The sequence below is a fragment of the Pseudomonas graminis genome (genome assembly GCF_004364335.1).
GTDB classification, from domain to species: domain Bacteria; phylum Pseudomonadota; class Gammaproteobacteria; order Pseudomonadales; family Pseudomonadaceae; genus Aquipseudomonas; species Aquipseudomonas graminis_D.
In genome coordinates this window covers 143594-160518 of record NZ_SOCR01000008.1, presented here as the reverse complement: position 1 = coordinate 160518, position 16925 = coordinate 143594, and the positions used below count along the sequence as shown (strand labels likewise).

General features: G+C 58.4%; 19 protein-coding genes. 14 read left to right on the top strand and 5 right to left on the bottom strand.

Features of this window, described 5'->3' with window-relative positions; translation table 11 throughout:
- Window positions 1-35: 35 nt before the first annotated feature.
- The 5 genes from epd to fba all read left to right on the top strand — a co-directional run bounded on the left by epd (window position 36) and on the right by fba (window position 4136).
- Window positions 36-1082 (top strand): erythrose-4-phosphate dehydrogenase, encoded by a 1047-nt coding sequence (gene epd, locus EC919_RS16780; protein ID WP_133775551.1) that lies wholly within the window; start codon window positions 36-38, stop codon window positions 1080-1082.
- 19 nt (window positions 1083-1101) lie between these two features.
- Window positions 1102-2265, top strand: a complete 1164-nt coding sequence (locus tag EC919_RS16775; protein ID WP_133775550.1) for a phosphoglycerate kinase — start codon at window positions 1102-1104, stop codon at window positions 2263-2265.
- A gap of 24 nt (window positions 2266-2289) precedes the next feature.
- A complete protein-coding gene (locus tag EC919_RS16770) occupies window positions 2290-2517 on the top strand; it encodes a hypothetical protein (RefSeq protein WP_133775549.1) in 228 nt (75 codons plus the stop codon).
- A gap of 110 nt (window positions 2518-2627) precedes the next feature.
- Window positions 2628-2951 carry an MliC family protein gene (locus EC919_RS16765; RefSeq protein ID WP_065991241.1) on the top strand — a complete coding sequence of 108 codons (324 nt, stop codon included), beginning with the start codon at window positions 2628-2630 and terminating at the stop codon, window positions 2949-2951.
- A 120-nt stretch (window positions 2952-3071) separates the two neighbouring features.
- On the top strand, window positions 3072-4136 hold the full coding sequence (gene fba, locus EC919_RS16760; RefSeq protein WP_065991242.1) for a class II fructose-bisphosphate aldolase: 1065 nt from the start codon (window positions 3072-3074) through the stop codon (window positions 4134-4136).
- Between the two features lie 75 nt (window positions 4137-4211).
- Here fba and EC919_RS16755 read toward each other — a convergent pair whose 3' ends face one another.
- The 3 genes from EC919_RS16755 to EC919_RS16745 form a co-directional block, all read right to left on the bottom strand.
- Window positions 4212-4700: a thioesterase family protein gene (locus EC919_RS16755; protein ID WP_133775548.1), complete on the bottom strand. Its 489-nt coding sequence runs from the start codon at window positions 4698-4700 to the stop codon at window positions 4212-4214.
- A 135-nt stretch (window positions 4701-4835) separates the two neighbouring features.
- On the bottom strand, window positions 4836-5801 hold the full coding sequence (locus EC919_RS16750; protein WP_133775547.1) for an L-carnitine dehydrogenase: 966 nt from the start codon (window positions 5799-5801) through the stop codon (window positions 4836-4838).
- 148 nt (window positions 5802-5949) lie between these two features.
- Window positions 5950-6837 (bottom strand): 3-keto-5-aminohexanoate cleavage protein, encoded by an 888-nt coding sequence (locus tag EC919_RS16745; RefSeq protein ID WP_133775546.1) that lies wholly within the window; start codon window positions 6835-6837, stop codon window positions 5950-5952.
- Window positions 6838-7097: 260 nt separating this feature from the next.
- On the opposite strand from EC919_RS16745, the gene EC919_RS16740 reads away from it, so the two are divergent.
- Both EC919_RS16740 and EC919_RS16735 read left to right on the top strand, forming a co-directional pair.
- A complete protein-coding gene (locus tag EC919_RS16740) occupies window positions 7098-8054 on the top strand; it encodes a GlxA family transcriptional regulator (protein ID WP_133775545.1) in 957 nt (318 codons plus the stop codon).
- A gap of 67 nt (window positions 8055-8121) precedes the next feature.
- Window positions 8122-9297, top strand: coding sequence for a hypothetical protein (locus EC919_RS16735; RefSeq protein ID WP_133775544.1), 1176 nt, complete (start codon window positions 8122-8124; stop codon window positions 9295-9297).
- 10 nt (window positions 9298-9307) lie between these two features.
- Here the strand turns inward: EC919_RS16735 and EC919_RS16730 are convergent, their stop codons facing one another.
- Window positions 9308-9727, bottom strand: a complete 420-nt coding sequence (locus EC919_RS16730; protein WP_133775543.1) for a DUF3010 family protein — start codon at window positions 9725-9727, stop codon at window positions 9308-9310.
- 48 nt (window positions 9728-9775) lie between these two features.
- Window positions 9776-10180 carry a lysozyme inhibitor LprI family protein gene (locus tag EC919_RS16725; protein ID WP_133775712.1) on the bottom strand — a complete coding sequence of 135 codons (405 nt, stop codon included), beginning with the start codon at window positions 10178-10180 and terminating at the stop codon, window positions 9776-9778.
- A 328-nt stretch (window positions 10181-10508) separates the two neighbouring features.
- Between EC919_RS16725 and EC919_RS16720 the strand changes: the two genes are divergently transcribed.
- The 7 genes from EC919_RS16720 to dgcA all read left to right on the top strand — a co-directional run bounded on the left by EC919_RS16720 (window position 10509) and on the right by dgcA (window position 16818).
- Window positions 10509-10997 (top strand): Hcp family type VI secretion system effector, encoded by a 489-nt coding sequence (locus EC919_RS16720; RefSeq protein ID WP_074886727.1) that lies wholly within the window; start codon window positions 10509-10511, stop codon window positions 10995-10997.
- A gap of 9 nt (window positions 10998-11006) precedes the next feature.
- Window positions 11007-11966 carry a hypothetical protein gene (locus EC919_RS16715; RefSeq protein ID WP_074886729.1) on the top strand — a complete coding sequence of 320 codons (960 nt, stop codon included), beginning with the start codon at window positions 11007-11009 and terminating at the stop codon, window positions 11964-11966.
- Window positions 11963-12340: a hypothetical protein gene (locus tag EC919_RS16710; RefSeq protein ID WP_108121072.1), complete on the top strand. Its 378-nt coding sequence runs from the start codon at window positions 11963-11965 to the stop codon at window positions 12338-12340. The genes EC919_RS16715 and EC919_RS16710 overlap by 4 nt, the downstream gene beginning before the upstream one ends.
- A 179-nt stretch (window positions 12341-12519) precedes the next feature.
- A complete protein-coding gene (locus EC919_RS16705) occupies window positions 12520-12936 on the top strand; it encodes a hypothetical protein (RefSeq protein ID WP_133775542.1) in 417 nt (138 codons plus the stop codon).
- A gap of 210 nt (window positions 12937-13146) precedes the next feature.
- Window positions 13147-14124, top strand: coding sequence for a dipeptidase (locus tag EC919_RS16700; protein WP_133775541.1), 978 nt, complete (start codon window positions 13147-13149; stop codon window positions 14122-14124).
- Window positions 14125-14211: 87 nt separating this feature from the next.
- Window positions 14212-14742 (top strand): 4-vinyl reductase, encoded by a 531-nt coding sequence (locus tag EC919_RS16695; RefSeq protein WP_133775540.1) that lies wholly within the window; start codon window positions 14212-14214, stop codon window positions 14740-14742.
- A 15-nt stretch (window positions 14743-14757) separates the two neighbouring features.
- Window positions 14758-16818 (top strand): dimethylglycine demethylation protein DgcA, encoded by a 2061-nt coding sequence (dgcA, locus tag EC919_RS16690; protein ID WP_133775539.1) that lies wholly within the window; start codon window positions 14758-14760, stop codon window positions 16816-16818.
- Window positions 16819-16925: the final 107 nt, after the last annotated feature.

Below are 16925 nucleotides of genomic sequence, written 5' to 3'. Positions count from 1 at the left end.
TCCTACAGGTTCTGATGAATGCCTGCGAGAACCCCATGCCTCAGCCACGCCCTTATAAAGTCGCCCTCAATGGTTACGGTCGCATCGGCCGCTGCGTGCTGCGCGCGCTGTGCGAGCGAGGGTCGAAGGCTGGCTTTGACGTAGTGGCAATCAACGATCTGGCCGACATGGCCAGTCTCGAATACCTCACGCGCTTTGACTCCACCCATGGCCGGTTTCCCGGCGACGTGCGGGTCGAAGGCGATTTTCTGCACATCAACGATCACGTCATCAAAGTGTTTCGCAGCGCGACGCCGGAGGGCATCGACTGGGGCTCCCTCGACGTGGATCTGGTGCTCGAATGCTCCGGCGTCTACAACACGCGTGGAGATGGCGAGCGCTTTCTTGCGGCCCGCGCGCCGCGGGTGCTGTTCTCCCAGCCCATGGCCAGCGAAGCCGATGTGGACGCCACCATCGTCTACGGCATCAATCAGGGAACCCTGACGGGCGACGAGCGGCTGCTATCTGCCGCGTCGTGCACCACCAATTGCAGCGTACCGTTGCTCGACCTGCTGAACCGCGAGTTGGGTCTCGAGTACGTGACCATCACCACGATTCACTCGGCGATGAACGATCAACCGGTGATCGACGCCTATCACCATGAAGACCTGCGCCGTACCCGCTCGGCCTTTCAGTCGATCATCCCGGTGTCCACTGGTCTGGCGCGGGGCATCGAACGGCTGCTTCCGGAACTTGCCGGCCGAATTCAGGCCAAAGCAGTTCGTGTGCCGACGGTGAACGTCTCGTGCCTGGACATCACGCTGCAGGTCGCTCGTGATACCGATGCCGTCGAGGTCAACCGTCTCCTGCGCGAGGCCGCTACCTGCGGCCCCCTGAAGGGACTGCTGGCGTATACCGAATTGCCGCATGCCAGTTGCGATTTCAACCACGATCCGCACTCGGCCATCATTGATGCCAGCCAGACGCGGGTCTCGGGCCCTCGGCTGGTGAACATCCTGGCCTGGTTCGACAACGAGTGGGGTTTTGCCAATCGCATGCTGGACGTCGCCGATCACTACCTGCACACCATCCATAAACAATAGTAAAAACAGGGAATGCCTCATGACCGTGTTGAAGATGACCGACCTCGATCTGCAAGGTAAGCGCGTACTGATCCGCGAAGACCTCAACGTTCCGGTCAAAGACGGCGTGGTGACCAGCGATGCACGCATTCTCGCGTCGCTGCCAACCATCAAACTGGCGCTGGAGAAAGGCGCAGCGGTCATGGTCTGCTCGCACCTGGGGCGTCCCACCGAGGGTGAGTTTTCCGCCGAAAACAGCCTCAAGCCAGTCGCTGACTACCTGAGCAAGGCGCTCGGGCGTGAAGTGCCGCTGGTTGCGGAATACCTGGACGGTGTCGACGTGAAAGCCGGCGACATCGTGTTGTTCGAGAACGTGCGCTTCAACAAGGGCGAAAAGAAGAACGCTGACGAGCTGGCGCAAAAGTACGCCGCTTTGTGTGATGTGTTCGTGATGGACGCTTTCGGCACGGCCCACCGTGCCGAAGGCTCGACCCACGGCGTGGCCAAGTTCGCCAAAGTCGCTGCCGCTGGTCCTTTGCTGGCGGCAGAGCTGGACGCGTTGGGCAAGGCCCTCGGCAATCCGGCCCAGCCAATGGCGGCCATTGTTGCCGGCTCCAAGGTTTCCACCAAGCTGGACGTGCTTAACAGCCTCAGCGAGAAGTGCAATCAGCTGATTGTTGGCGGTGGTATTGCCAATACCTTCCTCGCTGCGGCAGGTCATCCGGTAGGCAAATCCTTGTACGAGCCGGACCTGCTTGAGACCGCCAAAGCCATCGCCGCCAAGGTCAGCGTGCCGTTGCCGGTGGACGTGGTGGTTGCCAAGCAATTCGCCGCCGATGCCGAAGCCACCGTCAAGCTGATCGCCGATGTGGCCGAGGACGACATGATCCTCGACATCGGTCCGCAGACCGCTGCGCACTTCGCCGAACTGCTGAAATCTTCCAAGACTATTCTCTGGAACGGCCCGGTCGGCGTATTTGAGTTCGATCAGTTCGGCGAAGGCACCAAGACGCTGGCTCACGCAATCGCGGAGAGTTCTGCGTTTTCCATCGCTGGCGGGGGCGACACCTTGGCCGCCATCGACAAATATGGTGTAGGCGACAAGATCTCCTACATCTCTACAGGCGGTGGTGCGTTCCTCGAGTTTGTCGAGGGCAAGGTTCTGCCTGCCGTGGAAGTTCTGGAACAACGCGCCAAGGCCTGACCGGCCAAGGTGAAGGGGAGTGAAATGGTCAAGCCATTACCGCTGTTGATCATGGCGGGTTTGCTGGTCGGCTGCGCGAGCAAGCCTGAAGCGGAAACGGCGTCCAGCGCGGCGCCGGGATTGCTTCAGGTCAGCTGCTATCAGGCGGGCTGGCAGGCGGAAACCTTACCGATCGTTTACAAGCGTGGCGGGCCTGAAGTCTGGGAAAAATACGAATTCATGCCTGCCGTGGGACCAGTCCCCTGTCACTGATTTTCAGTTGACCACTGAGTTTCAGTTGACGGTGCGCCGGAATACAGGAACAGCATTGCCCCTGCCATGATCGACATCCGTCACGCGATGCAGGGGATTCAGGAGTAGTAATGAAAGGCTTGTTAGCCCTTGCGACACTGATGCTGCTGAGCGGTTGCGCCAGCATGAAGGCTTCGGAACCGGCAGCCCCGTGGACCCACTGGGTCTGTGACAGCAAAGCCGAGATTTTCTGGAAGTACGCCGACGCCGCAAAGAAGGAGGTTGATGTACGCCTCAATCAGAGCGAGCAAGTATTCCGTCTGCAAGCATCGCCCGGAGCTTCCGGCGCGCTCTACAGTAACGGCGTGCTGGCGTTCGACAACAAAGGCAGCGAAGGCCTGGTCTACTGGGACGCTACCAACGATTTGATCGGTCGTGGCTGCAAGGCGCCGTAAAGGGCCGAGCAGTTCGAGCGAGGCAGCACCGGGCGGCGTTCGAGCAATCCGCCCCTATAATTTGAATAGCCGCCAATACGGCACGCACGATTAACGACCCCACCGGGAGAGAGACAGACAATGGCACTTATCAGCATGCGCCAGATGTTGGACCACGCAGCCGAATTCGGTTACGGCGTCCCTGCATTCAACGTGAACAACCTGGAACAAATGCGCGCCATTATGGAAGCGGCCGACAAGACCGATTCTCCGGTGATCGTTCAGGCTTCGGCCGGTGCGCGCAAATACGCGGGCGCCCCGTTCCTGCGCCACCTGATCCTGGCGGCAATCGAAGAATTCCCGCACATCCCGGTGGTCATGCACCAGGACCACGGCACCAGCCCGGCGATCTGCCAACGTTCCATCCAGCTGGGCTTCAGCTCGGTGATGATGGACGGTTCGCTGCGCGAAGACGGCAAAAGCCCTGCGGACTACGACTACAACGTGCGTGTCACTCAGGAAACCGTTGCCATGGCTCACGCCTGCGGCGTTTCGGTTGAAGGTGAGCTGGGTGTTCTGGGCTCGCTGGAAACCGGCATGGCCGGCGAAGAAGACGGCGTCGGCGCAGAAGGCATGCTGGATCACAGTCAGATGCTGACTGATCCGGAAGAAGCCGCCGATTTCGTTAAAAGAACCCAGGTCGACGCACTGGCCATCGCCATCGGCACCAGCCACGGCGCGTACAAGTTCACCAAGCCGCCTACTGGCGACATTCTGGCGATCGAGCGGATCAAAGAGATCCACAAGCGCATCCCGAACACCCACCTGGTGATGCACGGTTCTTCTTCCGTTCCGCAGGAATGGCTGAAAATCATCAACCAGTACGGCGGCGACATCAAAGAAACGTACGGCGTGCCGGTCGAAGAAATCGTTGAAGGCATCAAGCACGGCGTGCGCAAGGTCAACATCGACACCGACCTGCGTCTGGCCTCGACGGGTGCTATCCGCGAGTTCATGGCGAAAAACCCGAGCGAGTTCGACCCGCGTAAATACCTGGCGAAAACCGTATCGGCCATGCGCGACGTGTGTATCGCTCGTTACGAAGCATTCGGCACCGCTGGCAACGCCTCCAAGATCAAGCCGATCTCCCTGGAGAAGATGTTCGAGCGTTATGCCAAAGGCGAGCTGAACGCCAAAGTGAACTGATCGTTTTCTGATCAATTTGCTGAAATGAAGAAGCCCGCAGCGATGCGGGCTTTTTTGTGGCTGTGATTCTCGGTTCTACAGGGGGTTGTGCCGGCGGGGTATGGCGATGATCCGCCCGACATACCCCGGAACAGGCTGGTCATGTTGGGCGTCGCTCAGCAATCGCAACGCCTGCAGTGACGCTTCGCTGAACGGCGCCGACTTCGGCCCGGCGGCCAGATCCACATGCAGCAGCATCTGCTCGCTCGCTGCCAACTCGATATCCCCGTCTGCCTTATACAGCCCGTGATAAAGCTGCACCCGCTTGCCATCGTGTCCGATGATTTGCGTACGCACTTCCACAGGCTCACCGAGCTTTACCTCGTGCAGGAAGTTGATGTGCGCTTCGAGGGTGAACAGTGAATGGCCGCTGGCATCCCGATCGTCACTGGCGAGGCCGATGTGGTTCATGAAGGTGTCTGTGGCGAAGCTGAAAATCAGTAAATAAAAGGCATCGCGCAGGTGGCCGTTGTAATCGACCCAGTCGGCGAGGACCGGGGTTTTGTAAGTAATGAGTGCGGGCATAGGATTCTCAAGGCTGAAATCTTCATGAACTGAACGGCCTCATCGCGGGCGAGCGCGCTCCTACAGGCGATCGCATGCTCCTGTAGGAGCGAGCTTGCCCACGAATAGGCCGGTTTGGGCGATGAAAATTCTGGCTCAATCCTCAAACGCCATTCCATGTTTGGCCTTGGTGGTTTTCACCGCTTCAAGCACCGCCAGCAGGCAGTCGTCACGATATCGCTCCAGCGCCGCAATGCTATGGGTACCCAACTGATCCGACGTGCCATCGACCACATCGTCGATCAGCTTGTCGGTCAGCTCCGGCGCGGGTAGATAAGTCCACGGCAACTGCAGCGCCGGGCCGAATTGCGCCATGAAGTGACGCATGCCCGCATCGCCGCCGGCCAGGGTGTAGGTCAGAAAGGTGCCCATGAACGACCAGCGCAAGCCGGCGCCGAAACGTATGGCATCGTCGATTTCGCCGGTGGTCGCCACCCCGTCGTTCACCAGATGCAGCGCCTCACGCCATAGTGCTTCGAGCAAGCGATCGGCAATAAAACCGGGGACCTCTTTGCGCACATGCAGCGGGCGCATGCCCAGTGATTCGTAGACCTGAATCGCTGCCTGCACCGCTTCCGGCGCGGTGTTTTTGCCGCCGACCACTTCAACCAGCGGCAGCAGATAAACCGGATTGAATGGATGGCCCACCACGCAGCGTTCCGGGTGCGTGGCGCTCTCGTAAAACTCCGACGGCAGCAGGCCGGAGGTGCTGGAACCAATGATCGCGTCAGGCTTGGCCGCCGCGCTGATCTTGCTGTGCAGATCCAGTTTGAGGTCAAGGCGCTCCGGGGCGCTTTCCTGGATGAAGTCGGCGTCGCAAACACACTCTTCAATGGTGTCGACGAAGCGCAGACGTTCCTGAGAGGCGCCCGCCGTCAGCCCTTTTTGCTCAAGCGCTGGCCAGGCGTTGGCGACGCGTTTGCGCAGCGCTGCCTCTGCCGCCGGCGCCGGGTCCCAGGCCACAACATCCAGGCCATGAGCCAGCGCGCGCGCCACCCAGCCGCTGCCGATAACACCGCTGCCCAGGGCTGCGAAGGTTTTGATCTGTGTGATGAAGGTCATGAGAGGTCCTGAAAAACGTGAGTGCCTGTAGGCGCGAGAGGGGTAGCGATTCACCTTGCCCGCGATAGCGTTGTGTCATTGATGAAAAGGTTGACTGAATTGACGTATTCGCGGGCAAGCGCGCTCCTACAAAGGAGATCGGATTGGATCAAAAGCGCTTTTTCAGCCCCATCTTCACGCGGCCCTCGGCCGGGGTCAGAACCCGGGCGCCCAGGCGGCTGAGGATCTCGGTGGCGCGCTCGACCAGCGCGCCGTTGCTGGCGAGCACGCCTTTGTCGAGCCAGATGTTGTCCTCCAGACCGACCCGCACGTTGCCGCCGAGCAATACCGCCTGCGCGGCCATCGGCATCTGCATGCGTCCGATGCCGAAGGCCGCCCAGACCGCGTCGGCGGGCAAGTTGTCGACCATGGCTTTCATCGTGGTGGTGTCCGCCGGCGCTCCCCACGGAATGCCCATGCACAGCTGAAACAGCGGGTTGTCGAGCAGGCCTTCTTTCATCATCTGCTTGGCAAACCACAGGTGGCCGGTGTCAAAAATCTCCAGCTCGGCCTTCACCCCCAGCTCTTGAATTCGCTTGGCCCCGGCCCGCAGTTGCGCGGGCGTGGACACATAAATAGTGTTACCGTCGCCGAAATTGAGGGTGCCGCAATCCAGCGTGCAGATTTCCGGCAGCAGCGCTTCGACGTGTGCGAGCCGGGTCAGCGGACCGACCAGATCGGTACCCGGGCCGAAATCGGTCGGACGCTCGCCCGGACCGATTTCCAGATCGCCGCCCATGCCTGCCGTGAGGTTGACGATGATGTCGATGTCGGCTTCACGGATACGGTCCATGGTTTCGCGGTACAACTCGACGTCACGGCTGAACTTGCCGGTCTCGGGATCGCGCACATGGCAGTGCACGACTGTCGCCCCGGCCCTGGCGGCCTCGACCGCGGCAGCGGCAATCTGCGTGGGCGTGATCGGGACCAAGTGGCTTTTCCCGGTCGTGTCGCCAGCACCGGTCAGTGCGCAGGTGATGATGACGTCGTGATTCATGGGTGAGGTTCCTTGCAGGGCAGACGGAAAAAGCGGACGTTTGCAGCCCGCGTTTGAGGTGCAACGCTACGCAGCGGCGAGCCCGTCAAAACGCACAGCGGCGACAAGGTCTTGCACAGCAGCGACCTGTGCTGTTGCTGCCAATCGGCAAGAGGTGTATTGGATGATCGGGCCCGGGAAGCAGGTTCGTTTCCGATCGCTTCCGATCACGTCCAGCCCAAATCGCCCAAGCCGCTCAAATCCCAAGGAACGCGCCAACGATGTCCCAGGATTTCTACTTTCTGCTCATGCCCGGCTTTTCGATGATGGGCTTCGTGTCGGCGCTGGAGCCGTTGCGCGTCGCCAATCGTTTTGGCGGCGAGTTGTTTCGCTGGCACATCCTGAGCGTCGACGGTGGTCCCGTGATTGCCAGCAACGGGATGTCGGTAAACGCCGACGCCGCGCTGGAGCCGCTTAAAAAAGGCGCGACGTTATGGGTGATGGGAAGCGTCGATCCACTGAAATTTTATACGGGGACGCTGGAGCACTGGCTGCGCCGCCTGGACCTGGAAGGTGTGGTTCTTGGGGCGATCGACACCGGCAGTTTCGTCCTCGCCCAGGCCGGTCTGTTGGAGGGTTATCGCCTGACCCTGCACTGGGAAGCCCTGGCCGCCTTCAAGGAAACCTACCCCAGGCTGCAAGCGACGCAGGAATTGTTCGAGATCGACCGGCGCCGCATCACTTCAGCCGGCGGCACCGCCTCCATTGACATGATGCTCGACCTGATCGGGCAGGCCCACGGAGCTGACATGGCGATCAAGGTCTCCGAGCAGTTCGTCCTCGGGCGCATACGTCAGCGCAAAGACCACCAGCGCATGCAGATCGCCACGCGCTACGGCATCAATAACAAGAAACTGGTGCAGGTCATCGGCGTGATGGAGCAGCACACCGAGCCGCCGCTGAGCACGCTGGAATTGGCGGAAGGGATTCAAGTGACGCGGCGTCAGCTGGAGCGACTCTTTCGTCTGCACCTGAACGACACACCGAGCAACTTCTACCTCGGTCTGCGTTTGGAAAAAGCCAGGCAGTTGCTGCGTCAGAGTGACATGAGCGTGCTGGAGGTCAGTATTGCGTGCGGGTTTGAATCGCCTTCGTATTTCACCCGCAGTTACAGAGCGAGATTTGTGGTGTGTCCGAGGGAGGATCGAGGGCGGGCGCGCGAGGTGAAGGCCGTTTGACTCCTGATTATTGTCAATTATACTCACGACTATAAATTATGGTCCGAGCAATAATTGGGTATAAATCATGACCAAACGCACTGGTTTTGTGTTCAAGCGCACTGGCCTCGCGTCTACCGTCGCCGAAGGTTTGACCGGCGAAGGACTGCACGATTATTCATCAGGTCTGTTCCTCGCGGCGCCACGTCGCACTGGCAAGAGCACCTTCCTGCGCGAGGATCTGGTTCCGCAGTGTCTCGGCCAGGGTTGGCTGCCGGTTTACGTTGACCTGTGGGCTGATCGGGAACAGGACCCCGCCGACCTGATCAGCTCGGCGATCGCGGTCGCCCTTGTGCCGTACGAAAAAGGGATTCGCAAGCTCGCCAAATCAGCCGGGATAGACAAGCTCAATTTCCTGCGCACGCTGTCGTGGGACTTCACCACACCGCAATTGCCAGTGGGCTCGACGTTAACCCAGGCCTTGCAGCTGTTGCACAGTGCGTCGCAAAAGATGATCGTGTTGATCATCGATGAAGCTCAGCACGCCTTGACCAGTGAAGCTGGGGTCAACGCGATGTTTGCGTTGAAGGCCGCACGGGACGAGCTCAATCAAGGTCATGAGCAAGGCAACGGCGCCTTGCGGCTAGTGTTGACGGGCTCGAACCGAGACAAGCTGGCCCATCTGGTATTGAACAAAAATCAACCATTTTATGGCTCAAGCATTACGCCGTTTCCGCTATTAGGCAAAGACTTCACCAAAGCCTACACGGCCCACCTCAACAGCCATCTGGCCCTCACCAACCAGTTTTCCGCAGCCGATATCGATTCAGCGTTCGAGCTCGTGGGGCGCCGTCCCGAAATGCTGCGTGCAATCATCGGCGATGTCGCACTTGAACTGGGAGACGCCGAGAATCTTGGCCAATTGCTGCATGACAGCGCCCGGTTGCTGCGGGCGGGCGTGTGGGAAGAGTTTGAAAGCGCCTACAACGCCCTGACGTTGCCGCAGCGCGCGGTGCTGGAAGTGATGGCTGATCGCGCCCGCGATAACGAGCCGTTCGCACCCTTCGCCGATGCGACCTTACTTGCCGTGAGCAAGGCGTTAGAGGCGCTGAATAGCGAAGTGGTGCCTGGCACTCAGACCATTCAGGCGGCGATCGATGCGCTCCGCGACAAAGAGTTGGTGTGGAAATCCAGTCGCGGCGCGTACGCCCTGGAAGACAAGGCGCTCGGCGAATGGCTGCTGCAACGAAGAGAACCCAAGTAAGCGTAATTGCTTACTTAGTCTTCATCAACGCCGAGCACGCCGCCTTGTAAGCCTCGTGCTGATATTTGTTCAGCGCCGTCGGCAGTTCAAAGCTGTGCTTTTTCATCTGTGCATTGATCGTTTGAGGCGACAGCAGGATGACGTCACAGTCTTCCAGCAGCTGGAAGACTGTTTCGATCTTGAACGTCGTCGGGCCGCCGGCGAACTCGCCTTTCTTGCTGCGTTTTTTGATCGCGATATGGCCGATGCCGTTGTCACGCACGAACGCTTCGATCTGGCGGGCGAACGCCTTCACGTTGACGGCTTCATCGTCGTCTTCGAGTGCGATTTTCTTGATCGGTAACGGAATGTGTTCGAGCGCGCCAGATGCGCGAGTGGCGACAGCGAAGATGGCCTCGCTGCCTTTGATTTCTACGCCGCAGATGTTCATGTGCCTACCTTGAGCTCGGGAAGGGCGTCAGGGTAGCGCATTCAGCTGTCATTCTGGCTGTAGGAGGCTTTCCAGATACTCTGACCGCTCATCGCTGGCACGAGCAAGGCAGTCGTTCTGATCGATATCGAATTGCTGGGAGCCTTTCTTGGCCGGGAAAACCTCAACCTCGCAATCGGCGTCGCGCAGCTTTTTCCAGGCTTCTTCCGCAGTTTTAAGTCTGACGATGAATTCGTTGGCTTCCGACTTGTTGGCCCCATACTGAGCGTTTACGCGCTCCACCAGGTTCTGGAAGTTCTCGCTCATCAGCTTCACCGCTGTATCGCGGCCATATTCCGAGCATTTGAGGGTCTGTTTGTCCTCATCGACACCGTCGCATGGGGTGGCATCGGGATTGGCTGCTGCGTGTGCGCCCGTCGCGAATAAAGCCAAAGCCAGAAACATGGTTTTCATTGGGACTTCCCGAGTCAGAGATGGAATGGATTCTCGCCCAAGCGCGAGGCAAAGAACAGGTATCAAATGCGGGCATCGACGGTACGCCGTGAGCCAGCGTCGCTTGTTGACGGTTTCGACCATTTTGCAGTCGTTTTTGCTCGCGACGCTTGCACTTCTGATGCGTCAGATAGGGAGTTTTCTCGAATATTCGCGAAGTGAAAGAACCGTCCTACGGAAAAGTCTGAAATTTTCCATCAGGGTTTTGTAGCGAGTTTCTTTGGGTAGGATCCAATCCGCGCCGTTAACCGGCACTCGCAAATAACCAAGCAACTCAGGGAGAGAACTCATGGCGCTCGACGCATTTATCCAATTCGACGGCATCCCGGGTGAGAGCCTCGACGACCAGCACAAGAACTGGATCGAAATCCTCGGCTATAACTTCGGTACCCATCAGAGCGCATCGGCGACCGCAACCTCGGCGGGTGGCGCCTCGTCGGGCCGGACCACTGTCACCACATTTAACTTTTCCAAGTTCCTTGATTCGGCAAGCGCCAAACTGATGCAAGCGAGCTGCGCAGGCCAGCATTTCAAAAAAGTAACCATCGCGGTGCACCGCGCTGGCGGCGAAAAGCTCAAGTACTTTGAGATCGTGCTCGAGGAAGTGATCATTTCTGACTACAGCCACAGTGCCACCGACGGCGTGCCCCGCGAAGTGGTGCAGCTCGATTACGGACGTATCAAAACCAACTACGTTCAGCAGCGTCGCAGCGATGGTGGTGGGGGCGGCAACGTGACGGGTGGCTGGGACCGTATCAAAAACACGATTTACGCGTGAGGGTCGTCTATGTCGCGGCCTTACAGCTTCATCAATGATCAGATGCAGACCTATTTTTCTATCAAGGCAAAACTGCCCTTGGGGCGCCGCGCGGCCGATAAATTCGATGTGCTTAATGCCCACATCCGCAATTCCACCGTAGCGGCGGGAGAAATCGTCATCGTCCCCGATGATTCAACCTCCGCGTGCACGTCTGAAGAAGCCGAACTCATGAGGCTTGCTACGATGACCCATCAGGGCCTCATCGATAACGACGCAGGAGGCGACGACTTCATCGTGGCCAACCACGAACTCATCACGCGGCTACTTGGCAATACCTCAATCGGTATCGGAATGGCTGCTGACGCTTGGGAAAAGCATCTGGAGCAGATCAAGACCACGCTCGACAGCATCGATGCCCTGCATAAGCAACACATGGCCTCGGGAACCCTGATCGAACGAAATCTGTTCTATACCAAACGCCGCCAGCTTTTCGACAAACTCGAAAAGCTGCTGAAAGGCTTTCTTAGTCTGGGAGCAGGACTGCGGAACACAGGCTCAATCCGGCGAATGCTGGGGATCTCAACTAAAAGCTACCTGCACACTGGCGAGATCAGACACTACGCCGAAAAAACGAGCGGCGTTGCCAAAGCGGCGAAGCTAATAAAAAGAGGAGCTTATGTGGGGATAGTTCTCGATACAGCTTCGACGGCGGTTGATATCAAGACGGCTTGCTCGACGGGCCGGGAGGATGAGTGTACGAAGGCGAAGTATGTTGAGGGGAGTAAGCTGGTTGGTAATTTGGGGGGCGCTGCGGCCGGCGCGGGAGTGGCTACTGTGATTTGCGTTACCGGGTTGGGGCTTACAACAGGTCCGGGTGCACTCGCCTGCGGTGTCATCACTGCTGGGATATTGGGTTGGTTGGGGGGCGAGATAGGAGGTAAGGGAGGCGAGATGACGGGCGAGTTACTCTATGAGGTCTCTCAATGAAAGATATCGTACCTGGCCTAGTTGCAACTTCGATAATGATCCCTGGAATCCTGAACTTATTGGTGCTGCTATTCATCACCTGGTGGGTAAGGGACGAGGTGGACAGCCGTCTTTCTCGATGTTCCATAATTGTAGATATCAAGGCCACTTTTGGTGGCTTGGGATTTATCGGAGATGTCTATAGGGTAGGCACTGTGGCGTGTATCTTAATTTTCCCTAAGCTGTTCCTCAAGCGAGGAGTCATTGATGTTCGGCAGGTGGTGGACTTTCCAAAAAAATGGAAACTATTGATCGTGGTGCCGTTTTTTCTAAATATCATTTTTTTTACGGCCATGTTGGTGTTTCGTGCCTGGCTCTACTTTTATGATTTCTAATGACTTCATATGCTTTGAAGAATATCTCCATTGGTACCGGGATAGCAGCCGACGCTGATGAGAGCTATTTTCAAAGGGTGGCATCATCAATGTAAGCATGTAAGTATTTTGGTTGTATTTGCAGGGTGCGTGAAGCTATTAGTAGCTGACAGCTTTTTGTGATCGCCCCGGGGTTTATTATGGCAATCAGAAGCGGCCACTATCGTCATGGTGGCGCCATTCATTCTGCGGATCATGGCTTTATCGTTTTGACGATGTGTATCCTTTTCGTAGTCACTCTGTTGTATACGGTGTTGATAACGTTGTATCTGCGAAACAAGATCAATAAATCACTGGATAACTGTTTAGCGGTCACGGACTCTAGTTTGTTCCAGATCGGGACCGGGTTTCTAGGAGATATCAGAAAATTAGCCATCGTAAGCGCGATGTTCCGTCGGCCCCAAATGTTCCTGAAACTGGGCGCCATCGACTTGGAGCAGGTCGATACATTCCCAAAAAAATTCAAATACATGATGTTGGCTCAGGTGGCTCTAGTCACATTGACGACGTTAGTCACCCTCGTTTTTTTTGTTTGGGCGTATCTTCCCGACTTCTGAAGTCCGCCCCAGAGCGCCCCCCCCTGCCTGCATGGCTGCATCATCGTGAGGACCTGCTGCGTCGTCATGCCTATGCCCTTTGTCGTTTCTTGACGCTTTCGGCAATTCCCCTGTCGTTTTTGCACCCGGCTCCTCCGACCCTCAGGCATATGCTGACCCCAAAGCGCCGGCAGACCTTCCGGCCATTAAAGAACCCGAGGGGACCGCCTGATGAGCCCAGCCGAATTACACGCCGACAGCATCGTCATTGACGGGTTGATCATTGCCAAATGGAACCGTGAGCTGTTCGAAGACATGCGCAAGGGCGGTCTGACCATGGCCAATTGCACAGTTTCGGTGTGGGAAGGTTTTCAGCAGACCGTTAACAGCATTGCTTCCAGCCAGAAACTGATCCGTGAAAACAGCGACCTGGTCATCCAGGTGCGCAACACGGCCGACATCCGCAAAGCCAAGGAGCTGGGCAAGACCGGCATCCTGTTCGGCTTCCAGAATGCCCATGCTTACGAGGACCAGATCGGCTACGTCGAGATCTTCAAACAGCTGGGCGTGGGCATCGTGCAGATGTGCTACAACACCCAGAATCTGGTGGGCACCGGCTGCTACGAGCGCGACGGCGGCCTGTCGGGCTTCGGTCGTGAAATCGTCGCGGAAATGAACCGCGTCGGTGTCATGTGCGACCTCTCCCATGTCGGCTCGAAGACCTCCGAGGAAGTGATCCTCGAATCGACGAAGCCAGTGACCTACTCCCACTGCCTGCCGTCGGGCCTCAAAGAACATCCCCGCAACAAATCCGACGCCGAGCTCAAGTTCATTGCCGATCACGGCGGCTTTGTCGGCGTGACCATGTTCGCGCCGTTCTTGGCCAAGGGCATCGACTCGACCATCGACGATTACGCCGAAGCCATCGAGTACGTGATGAACATCGTCGGCGAGGACGCCATCGGCATCGGCACTGACTTCACCCAGGGTCACGGCCAGGAATTTTTCGAATACCTGACCCACGACAAAGGCTACGCCCGCCGCCTGACCAACTTCGGCAAGATCATCAACCCGCTGGGCATCCGCACCGTCGGCGAATTCCCGAACCTCACCGAAACCCTGCTTAAACGCGGCCACTCCGAGCGTGTCGTGCGCAAGATCATGGGCGAAAACTGGGTTCGCATCCTGGGCGACGTCTGGGGCGAATAAGCCTCCGGATTCACTCGCCGAGCACAGAATTTTCCCTCTCCCGTCGCGGAGAGGGCATCCACTCGAATTTTCCGGAGTTAAGTTTCCATGGCCAAGATCGCCCCGCAATTGCCAATCGAAGTCGACAGCGAGACCGGTGTCTGGACCTCCGACGCCCTGCCGATGCTGTACGTGCCGCGCCATTTCTTCGTTAACAACCACATGGGCATCGAAGAAGTGCTGGGCGCCGACGCCTACGCCGAGATCCTCTACAAGGCCGGCTACAAGTCCGCCTGGCACTGGTGCGAGAAAGAAGCCGAATGCCACGGCATCGAAGGCGTCGCGGTGTTCGAACACTACATGAATCGTTTGTCCCAGCGCGGTTGGGGGCTGTTCAAGATTCAGGACATCGATCTGGAAAAAGGCACCGCCAGCGTCAAGCTCGAGCACTCGGCCTTCGTTTACGTCTACGGCAAAGTGGGCCGCAAGGTCGATTACATGTTCACCGGCTGGTTTGCCGGCGCCATGGACCAAGTCCTGGAAGCCAGCGGCAGCAAAATCCGCACCGTGGCCGAGCAGGTTTACGGCGGATCGGAAGAAGGCCACGACGACGGCCTGTTTGTCGTCAAGCCGTTGTAAGTCGAGGTTTCCGTCATGGCTTTCGAAGCGATGTTTCAACCGGTCCAGATCGGTAAATTGACCATACGCAACCGCGTATTGAGTACCGCGCACGCCGAGGTCTACGCCACCGACGGCGGCATGACCACCGACCGTTACGTGAAGTACTACGAGGAGAAAGCCAAGGGCGGCATCGGTCTGGCCATTTGCGGCGGCTCGTCCAGCGTGGCGATCGACAGCCCGCAAGGCTGGTGGAAGTCGGTCAACCTGGCGACTGACAAGATCATTCCGCACTTCCAGAACCTCGCCGACGCCATGCACAAGCACGGCGCCAAGATCATGATCCAGATTACTCACATGGGCCGTCGCTCCCGGTGGGACGGTGACCACTGGCCGACACTGCTGTCGCCTTCGGGCATCCGCGAGCCGGTACACCGCGCGACCTGCAAAACCATCGAGCCGGAAGAAATCTGGCGGGTGATCGGCAACTACGCCAGCGCAGCGGCGCGTGCCAAGGCCGGTGGCCTGGACGGCGTGGAGCTGTCGGCGGTGCACCAGCACATGATCGATCAGTTCTGGAGCCCGCGGGTCAACAAGCGCACCGATGAATGGGGTGGCAGCTTCGAAAACCGCATGCGCTTCGGCCTGGAAGTGATCAAGGCCGTGCGCAAGGAGGTCGGCCCTGACTTCTGTGTCGGCCTTCGTATCTGCGGTGACGAATTTCATCCGGACGGCCTCAGCCACGAGGACATGAAGGAGATCGCCAAGTACTACGACCAGACCGGCATGATCGACTTCCTCGGCGTTGTCGGATCAGGGTGCGACACCCACAACACCCTCGCCAACGTCATCCCGAACATGAGTTATCCACCGGAGCCTTTTCTGCACCTGGCGGCCGGGATCAAGGAAGTGGTCAAGGCGCCTGTGCTGCACGCGCAGAACATCAAAGACCCGAATCAGGCGACGCGCATTCTCGAAGGCGGTTATGTCGACATGGTCGGCATGACCCGCGCGCACATCGCCGACCCCCACCTGATCACCAAGATTAAAATGGGCCAGGTCGATCAGATCCGTCAGTGCGTCGGTGCCAACTACTGCATCGACCGCCAGTACCAGGGCCTGGACGTGCTCTGCATCCAGAACGCCGCGACGTCCCGGGAATACATGGGCGTGCCGCACATCATTGAAAAGACCACCGGCGTGAAACGCAAAGTGGTGATCGTGGGTGCAGGGCCTGCGGGGATGGAAGCCGCGCGCGTCTCGGCTGAGCGTGGTCACGACGTCACGTTGTTCGAGAAAAAAGACGCCATCGGTGGGCAGATCACCACGGCCTCGAAAGCACCGCAGCGCGATCAGATCGCCGGTATCACGCGTTGGTTTCAGCTGGAGCTGGCGCGCTTGAAAGTCGATCTGCGTCTGGGCACGGCGGCAGACATCGCGACCATCATGGACCTGCGCCCTGACGTGGTGGTGCTGGCGGTGGGCGGTCATCCGTTCATTGAGCAGAACGAGCATTGGGGCGCCGCTGAAGGCTTGGTTGTCAGCAGCTGGGACATCCTCGACGGCAAAGTCGCGCCGGGCAAGAACGTGCTGGTCTACGACACCATTTGCGAGTTCACCGGCATGTCCACGGCCGACTTCCTGGCGGACAAAGGCTGCCAGGTCGAGATCGTTACCGACGACATCAAGCCCGGCGTTGCCATCGGTGGTACGTCGTTCCCGACCTACTACCGCAGCATGTACCCCAAAGAAGTGATCATGACCGGCGACATGATGCTGGAGAAGGTCTACCGCGAGGGCGACAAGCTGGTCGCGGTGCTGGAGAACGAATACACCGGCGCCAAAGAGGAGCGGGTGGTCGATCAAGTGGTGGTCGAGAACGGCGTTCGTCCTGACGAAGCGCTTTATTACGGCATGAAGGAAGGTTCGCGCAACAAAGGCCAGATCGACATCGACGCCCTGTTCGCGATTCAGCCGCAGCCGTCGTTGAGTCAGCCGGGTGACGGGTATCTGCTGTTCCGCATCGGTGACTGCGTGGCACAGCGCAATACCCATGCGGCGATCTATGACGCACTCAGGCTCTGCAAGGATTTTTGATGGTGCGCCCCGCAGAGGACGGCGAGCTTCTGTAGGAGCCGGCTTGCTGGCGAAGAACGATGACGCGGAACTTCAGAGACACCGCATCGCCCGGTTCGCCAGCAAGC

Coding starts and splice junctions, on each gene's coding strand:
- epd (WP_133775551.1), top strand. CDS start 36: ATGCCTCAGCCACGCCCTTATAAAGTCGCCCTCAATGGTTACGGTCGC.
- EC919_RS16775 (WP_133775550.1), top strand. CDS start 1,102: ATGACCGTGTTGAAGATGACCGACCTCGATCTGCAAGGTAAGCGCGTA.
- EC919_RS16770 (WP_133775549.1), top strand. CDS start 2,290: ATGGTCAAGCCATTACCGCTGTTGATCATGGCGGGTTTGCTGGTCGGC.
- EC919_RS16765 (WP_065991241.1), top strand. CDS start 2,628: ATGAAAGGCTTGTTAGCCCTTGCGACACTGATGCTGCTGAGCGGTTGC.
- fba (WP_065991242.1), top strand. CDS start 3,072: ATGGCACTTATCAGCATGCGCCAGATGTTGGACCACGCAGCCGAATTC.
- EC919_RS16755 (WP_133775548.1), bottom strand. CDS start 4,700: ATGCCCGCACTCATTACTTACAAAACCCCGGTCCTCGCCGACTGGGTC.
- EC919_RS16750 (WP_133775547.1), bottom strand. CDS start 5,801: ATGACCTTCATCACACAGATCAAAACCTTCGCAGCCCTGGGCAGCGGT.
- EC919_RS16745 (WP_133775546.1), bottom strand. CDS start 6,837: ATGAATCACGACGTCATCATCACCTGCGCACTGACCGGTGCTGGCGAC.
- EC919_RS16740 (WP_133775545.1), top strand. CDS start 7,098: ATGTCCCAGGATTTCTACTTTCTGCTCATGCCCGGCTTTTCGATGATG.
- EC919_RS16735 (WP_133775544.1), top strand. CDS start 8,122: ATGACCAAACGCACTGGTTTTGTGTTCAAGCGCACTGGCCTCGCGTCT.
- EC919_RS16730 (WP_133775543.1), bottom strand. CDS start 9,727: ATGAACATCTGCGGCGTAGAAATCAAAGGCAGCGAGGCCATCTTCGCT.
- EC919_RS16725 (WP_133775712.1), bottom strand. CDS start 10,180: ATGAAAACCATGTTTCTGGCTTTGGCTTTATTCGCGACGGGCGCACAC.
- EC919_RS16720 (WP_074886727.1), top strand. CDS start 10,509: ATGGCGCTCGACGCATTTATCCAATTCGACGGCATCCCGGGTGAGAGC.
- EC919_RS16715 (WP_074886729.1), top strand. CDS start 11,007: ATGTCGCGGCCTTACAGCTTCATCAATGATCAGATGCAGACCTATTTT.
- EC919_RS16710 (WP_108121072.1), top strand. CDS start 11,963: ATGAAAGATATCGTACCTGGCCTAGTTGCAACTTCGATAATGATCCCT.
- EC919_RS16705 (WP_133775542.1), top strand. CDS start 12,520: ATGGCAATCAGAAGCGGCCACTATCGTCATGGTGGCGCCATTCATTCT.
- EC919_RS16700 (WP_133775541.1), top strand. CDS start 13,147: ATGAGCCCAGCCGAATTACACGCCGACAGCATCGTCATTGACGGGTTG.
- EC919_RS16695 (WP_133775540.1), top strand. CDS start 14,212: ATGGCCAAGATCGCCCCGCAATTGCCAATCGAAGTCGACAGCGAGACC.
- dgcA (WP_133775539.1), top strand. CDS start 14,758: ATGGCTTTCGAAGCGATGTTTCAACCGGTCCAGATCGGTAAATTGACC.